This window comes from Bacillus sp. JJ1474, assembly GCF_036965225.1.
Taxonomy (GTDB): domain Bacteria; phylum Bacillota; class Bacilli; order Bacillales; family Cytobacillaceae; genus Cytobacillus.
This window is the reverse complement of record NZ_JBALPC010000224.1, coordinates 1-6,490: the sequence shown is the minus strand read 5'-3', so window position 1 is coordinate 6,490 and position 6,490 is coordinate 1. Positions and strand designations below refer to the sequence as shown.

5 protein-coding genes and 1 pseudogene are annotated in these 6,490 nt (G+C 36.1%); 2 read left to right on the top strand and 4 right to left on the bottom strand.

The genetic code is table 11. The annotated features are described in order from the left end of the window. Positions 1-268: 268 nt before the first annotated feature. Positions 269-2,494, bottom strand: coding sequence for an MMPL family transporter (locus V7164_RS22695; protein ID WP_335347787.1), 2,226 nt, complete (start codon positions 2,492-2,494; stop codon positions 269-271). A 392-nt stretch (positions 2,495-2,886) separates the two neighbouring features. Here V7164_RS22695 and V7164_RS22690 point away from each other — a divergent pair, with 392 nt between their 5' ends. Next, on the top strand, positions 2,887-3,402 hold the full coding sequence (locus V7164_RS22690) for a TetR/AcrR family transcriptional regulator (RefSeq protein WP_335347793.1): 516 nt from the start codon (positions 2,887-2,889) through the stop codon (positions 3,400-3,402). A gap of 688 nt (positions 3,403-4,090) precedes the next feature. On the opposite strand, the gene V7164_RS22685 is transcribed toward V7164_RS22690, so the two are convergent. The 3 genes and pseudogenes from V7164_RS22685 to V7164_RS22675 form a co-directional block, all read right to left on the bottom strand. Continuing rightward, positions 4,091-4,291 carry a cold-shock protein gene (locus V7164_RS22685; RefSeq protein ID WP_057998306.1) on the bottom strand — a complete coding sequence of 67 codons (201 nt, stop codon included), beginning with the start codon at positions 4,289-4,291 and terminating at the stop codon, positions 4,091-4,093. Between the two features lie 185 nt (positions 4,292-4,476). Next, on the bottom strand, positions 4,477-4,659 hold the full coding sequence (locus V7164_RS22680; protein ID WP_335347788.1) for a hypothetical protein: 183 nt from the start codon (positions 4,657-4,659) through the stop codon (positions 4,477-4,479). 21 nt (positions 4,660-4,680) lie between these two features. Next, positions 4,681-5,904, bottom strand: a pseudogene (locus V7164_RS22675) (MFS transporter). Between the two features lie 346 nt (positions 5,905-6,250). Between V7164_RS22675 and V7164_RS22670 the strand changes: the two are divergent. Next, on the top strand, positions 6,251-6,445 hold the full coding sequence (locus V7164_RS22670; protein ID WP_335347789.1) for a DUF4177 domain-containing protein: 195 nt from the start codon (positions 6,251-6,253) through the stop codon (positions 6,443-6,445). Positions 6,446-6,490 lie beyond the last annotated feature (45 nt).

Here is a 6,490-nt window from a genome sequence, read left to right as displayed (position 1 = left end):
TATTCGTTAACTAATTCTGCAAACTCCATAAATTTCCTTTTTTGATCAACTTAAATTTATAACACATAACCTTCCAACTTTATTCAAGAAAATGGCCCGATTGTGGAATAAGAAAAAATCCTGCCTATCAACACAGGATTTTTAATCAAACTTTATTTTAAATAATCGAACTTTGTTTTAAATGATCAATCTTTTTTATAAAACTACAAAAGCATCTCAGAACGGAACCCTTTAATATTATAGGGAAGCGGTTTTTAACTGAATACAACTATGAATTAACTTTAACTGTTCTGTTTATATATTTTTTTTCACTTTTGTTTTCCATGCGTTGTATAATGCTTTCTCCTTCAACATCAATGTTAGGCAAAACTTTATCTAGCCATTTTGGCAAGTACCAGGCTGACTTACCCATAAGAGTCATAACTGCAGGTACGATTGTCATTCTCACGACGAATGCGTCAAAGAAAACACCGAATGTAAGAGCCATACCTATGGATTTAATGATGGTATCAGGTGCCAACATGAATCCAATAAATACAGCAATCATAATTAATCCTGCTGCGACTACGACTCTACCGCTCTCAAGCATTCCATCTAAAATAGCTCTCTTCGGATCGCCTGTATGCGTATAGACCTCCCGCATTTTGCTCACTAGGAACACCTCGTAGTCCATGGCGAGTCCGAACAGAATGCCAATCAGAATGACAGGCAAGAAGGCTAAGATCGGACCGGCAGCAGGGAAACCAAATATATTTTGGAAATGCCCATCCTGCACGAAAAATACCACGGCTCCCAACGTAGCACCAAGAGAAAGTAGGAACCCTAAAACTGCTTTTAATGGAATGAGCAGAGACCTAAACACTAGAACTAAGAGTACATATGCAAGTCCCACAATAATGGAAGCGAAAACCGGCAAGGCATCACTCAGCTTCTGCGCAATATCAATATTCATCGCTGCTGTGCCCGTTACCATTAGTTCAATTCCATATTCTTTCTCGGTCTGGTTCGTTTTATCCCGGATTGCTTTTACCAAGTCCTTCGTCTTTGTATCGTCTGGTCCTGTTTTTGGTGTGACGGAAATCATATAAATCTTTCCAGAAGGCCCAGGGATTACTGGTGTCACACTTTTCACGTTAGATAGGTTACCCACTTCTTTTGCAATGGTGTTCATAGCATTTTGCGTTTCAGCTGCTACTTCCTCTGATTTTGCCACTACCACTAAAGAGGCATGAAATCCTTCTCCATATGCTTCCGTCAATAAATCATATGCTCTTCTTTCAGTCGTTTCTGTGGACTTTGTTGTTCCATCCGAAGGCAGGCCAAGGTTCATATGGAAAAATGGAATCGTAATCACTGCAAGTAGTCCGGTAGCGAAAATCGTAACAATTAGAGGACGTCTTATGACAAATTCCCCCCATTTATTTGAACCAGCGTGTTTCTTACCTGCCCCAGTCATCTTTTGTAAGAATCGATTTTGTTTAGATGGGGCAATCTTATGACCGACAAGTCCTAATATGGCTGGTAATATGACGACGGAAACCAACACAGCTGCGAGCACAGTAAAGGCAGCGGATACGCCCATCGCTGTCAGGAATGGAATCTTTGTAACAGCCAATCCCAAAAGACCAATAATAACAGTTAATCCTGCAAAGATTACGGCACTTCCCGCTGTTCCCGTTGCGATGGCAACAGATTCTGGAATAGAATCTCCTTGTGCAAGCTGCTGTCTAAAGCGATTGATAATGAAGAGCGCATAGTCAATGCCCACTGCGAGTCCCAGCATGGCAGCTAATGATAAGGAAACAGATTGGATTTCCACATAATTGGTCCCAATCATGATTCCTAGCATTCCAATCGCTAATCCAATTATCGCAGTGAGAATCGGCAATCCAGCTGCTAGAAAAGACACAAAAGTAAATGCCAAGACTACGAAGGCAACAAGTACTCCAACAATTTCAGTCATACCTGAAGTCTCTGAGTCAGAAAATTGGATATCGCCTCCTGATAATTCCGTTTGAATGCCGGCATCCCTTGTTGTTTCAATACTATCTAAAATCTTATCCTTAGAAGCTTTTGTGACCTTTTCCGCTTTCACTTTGTACGTAACGACTGCATATCCGATTGTCCTATCATTACTGAGGTTCTGCAACTGCATAGGTGTTGCCAAAGAATCAACAGCTGAATCTTTTATAATCTCATCTAGAACTTCCGCAATTTTCTGTTGTACTTCCGCTGACTCCAAGGTTTCGTTTTTTGGTGCTTGAAATACCACTTTTACTTGGGCACCTGCTGGTTGCATCACTTTAAACTCTTTTTCAATTAATTTTCCTGCTTTATCTGCCGGTGTATTCGGAATGCTCAGCTCATCCCTGAAGGAGGAACCCATGTTGCCTGCAAAAAGCACTAATGCAATAAGAATTGCGAGCGCACTTAATACAACCTTTTTCCTATGATTTACTGCCCAATGTCCTAACTTATACAGATATTTTGCCAATTGAATCTCACCCTATTCTTATTGAAAATTTGTCTTGTTCTTACGTTGTAATCTAGAAATTCACAAACATCAAAACCACATATTATTCATTTAAAAAGATTAATAAGTATATGATAAATTCATAGAATATCCCTCCCTATTTATAGCTTGCAGAATGGCGGCAAATCGCCAAAAGGAAACAAAGAAAATGGTACACATTGACAGCAATAATGCCCTTTTATACAATGGCATTATCATCATACTAACAATTGTACTTACATGTGTAAGTATAACTGGGAATTTCCATATTTCAAGAACTATGTGATGATTTGCACATAAAACGAACAGAATGAAGGGATGTGTTAGCTTTGAGGAAGTCAAGAGAAGACAGTATACACTCTCAGAGATACATTATGGAGGCTTTGAGCGCACTGTTGCATGAACATAAACTGCAAGATATAACTGTAACAGCTATTTGCAAAAAGGCTGGAGTTGCCAGAGTCACATTCTACAAATACTACCGTAACGTTTACGACGTCGTGCAAGCATCTGTGGATGAAATTGTTCAACAATTTTTGAAAGAGGTTGAAAGTTTAGATCCATATGATAGTATGCAGCTAATTATTGAATATATCATAGAGGGCTATATGTCTGCACAGAAGCCCTCAGGAAAGTTAATTGATTCAAATATATCTAGTATGCTGCTTGATTATTTGAATTATGCAATGGAAAAGGTCTTTCAAGCGGATATTACGCGGAATCATGACATGAGCAGAATGCAAATCCTGTTTTTAGCAGGTGGTATCTTTAATATTGTTACCGATTGGATTAAAAGAGGGGCAAAGGAGTCTCCACAAGCACTTGCTGAAAAAATATATGAGATGCTTCCATTTGGGACAAAAGATACAAAGAATTTGGCAAATTCATGATACCGCTGTTCTATCTTTTTTTACATCTCAAATAATGGTACATCACATAAAATACTACGAGTAGTTCATCTCACCATAAACGACCGTTTTTTGGTTAAACGAGAAAAACTTTCTTTCATACTCAAAAAACATAGAAAATATTTGACCCAAAATCTAATTACTAATATCCCTGACCTCACCCCCTTTTTGGTATAGTTAATCTACAGAAAGGGGGAATTTTATTTTAGTGAAAGGAAATCAGGGTTTTATCTACCCAATAATGTCTTAGCGTATGTTATCAAGACCTAAATCGTAAAAAGTCATAAAAAATTAGGTGAAATACAAATGATCATATCTAATATGTATCATCCCTTTTACTTTTTTTCGCAATCGCGCCCTATAATGGAATAACTAGAACATGATCTTAATCTTAATTGTAGAAGGAAAAATACCCATAAAAATGTTAAATTAGGGATTACTACTACAGTGTGCTATACTTAGTCTACCATTTGTACTATTACTGATTGTGTTTCATGATTGTTGCACAAGCCCTATTCATTTATTGAATAGGGCTTTCATTTTGTTGATAAAGTCTCTTGTTCCGTATATTATCTTGAATTGGCACTCCTACTGTCCCTTAATACAGATAAAAGCAATTTAAGCAAATAAAAAAACAGACCCTTCATTTAGGGTCTGCCATCTGCTATTATTAAGCTTTTTGAACGTTTGTAGCTTGTGGGCCACGTTGTCCTTGTTCAATTTCAAACGTTACACTTTGACCTTCGTCTAAAGATTTGAAACCTTCGCTTTGGATTGCTGAGAAATGTACGAATACGTCTTCTCCTGCTTCACGCTCGATAAATCCAAAACCTTTTTCTGCATTAAACCACTTAACTTTACCTTGTTCCATAATTGTTGCCTCCTCGTGTGGATCTCCACACATTGTGTTACTATCCTTGCTCAAATACCTTAGACGAAAAACAAAATCTATTCTCAATCTGAAAAAAGAACAAAAATAATTCTTCTTAAGAATAACAGACATATCATGAAATAGCAAATAGTATAACTCTCATTTCTGATGAAGATATTTCTTTATCAAATGTTATTGAAGAAAATGGTCCGATACAAAAGAACACCTTCTTCAAGAATGGCGCCCGATTGTTGAAGATCAGTGGCTGCTGAAGATGGCTCGCACTTATTGAACTCTAGCTTATAGTTATCTTTCTCTCCAGTTCCATCTAGAATATCTCCTATTAAATCATTATATTTTCTTTCCATAAGATCACTCCATTTTCTTACTTATCCATTAACTACCTTTGCATTCTCACTAAAATAATTTGCTTTAGATGGCATTAATATAGTCGTAAAGAGAACAAATGCAAGTAATGTCCCAGCCACAGAAAATATAATACATACGAATTGTAAAGAGAACCATTCAGAGAAAAAGCCTAAAATGAGTGTAAATCCAATTTGGATCATTCCTTGTAACATATCAGCTATACTTCCGAACCTCCCCATAATATTAACTGGTACATTGTTTTGGAAAAAAGTTGCGTAACCTGCATTAGCAAATGCCATAAAGAAACCTAAAAATACAAATGCAATCGTTGCTGTTACAAAGTTATATGAAGAATAAAAGAAGACATAACCAATTGATGTTAAGAACATCCCAGCTCCTAGATATATTTTTAATTGGACCTTCTTCGCTACCAGTGCAGACATAAACGCACCAACTAAAGCACCACCACCAGTTATGCTTACAATAAGTCCGTAATCTCGATCTGATAACTGAAGGTTTTTTTTAATAAATGTTACCTCTTGTGAATCTAAAGCAAACCCAATTAACATTGCACCTTGAAATAATAAGTAAACTAAAATGAAAAATTTAGCTTTCATGGCAAACTCTCTAACTACCTTCCAATCTTCAAAAATAGTTCGCAAACGTATTGGGTCTCGAACATTATTAATATTCTCATCAACGTTAGGAAGAAGATAAATGAAGAACGCACAAATAATAAAAGTAATGGCATTAATGATGATACATAGTTCAGTACCTACATACATAATCAAGATTCAAGCGATTGCTGGACCTAACAGAAAAGCACCTGAGCTTGTCATGCTCATAATTGAATTAAATCTTTTTCGATTTTCAGATGGAACTAATTTTGTTATATATACTGATGAACTTGGTCCAAAGAATGCTCCTACCATATTTATCAACAGTAGAATCATATAAATAATCCATAGGTTTCCGATAAAAGGAATTAAAAGCACCAATAACCCTCGTATAATATCAATAAATATCATCAGTTTTCTTTTGTTTACTCGATCAATAACACTTCCAGACCAAGTATTAGTGACCAAGATGGCGATAGGTCTAATAATATAAAGTCCTGCGACAGCAGCAGCAGATCCAGTCAAATTCAGAATTGAAATATTAAGTGCAATCAAATAAATCCAGTTCCCTAAATATGAAATTCCAATTCCTGATATTAAAAGAATAGGATTCTTCCAGGCTCCCATTTACTCACCCTTTTCCTTATATATATTAAATATACCATTTAAAGTAAGGTAAAAGTTGTAAAATGTGAATTTTCTAACCATTCTTCTAGAGGTACTCCTATTGAAGTAACCCGCCATTTAGGTTAAGTACATTTCTTCACAATCTCACATAGATATCTAGTTTTGTTTAAAGTCTTGTTCCATTAAATGGCCCTTTTCATGAAGAAAGACGCTTTCCTTATTTCAGAAAAGCGCCCGATTATTGAAGAAGCTACTGCATATTGTGGTCGTAATGCGTGTTATAAATGTCCGAAACTTTTTCCAAGAACATTCGTACATTAGTTAGAAAAATAATTGAGGTGAAATTATGTACGAATATACATTTGTGAAAATAGAATTCACTAGATTGTCTAGTAAACCAAAATCAAACTATCAAGATGTCATAAATGAAAAAGCTAAAGACGGCTGGAGATTTATACAATTAGTTGCTCCTGAAATAGCTACGTCCGGTATAGGTACAGCTTCCTATTTTGAATTAATTTTTGAGAGACCCATTAACTAGAAATGGGTTTTCTTTATATGCAAACTATCAAAAAGAATTTATTTT

Coding starts and splice junctions, on each gene's coding strand:
- V7164_RS22690 (WP_335347793.1), top strand. CDS start 2,887: ATGGAGGCTTTGAGCGCACTGTTGCATGAACATAAACTGCAAGATATA.
- V7164_RS22685 (WP_057998306.1), bottom strand. CDS start 4,291: ATGGAACAAGGTAAAGTTAAGTGGTTTAATGCAGAAAAAGGTTTTGGA.
- V7164_RS22680 (WP_335347788.1), bottom strand. CDS start 4,659: ATGGAAAGAAAATATAATGATTTAATAGGAGATATTCTAGATGGAACT.
- V7164_RS22670 (WP_335347789.1), top strand. CDS start 6,251: ATGTACGAATATACATTTGTGAAAATAGAATTCACTAGATTGTCTAGT.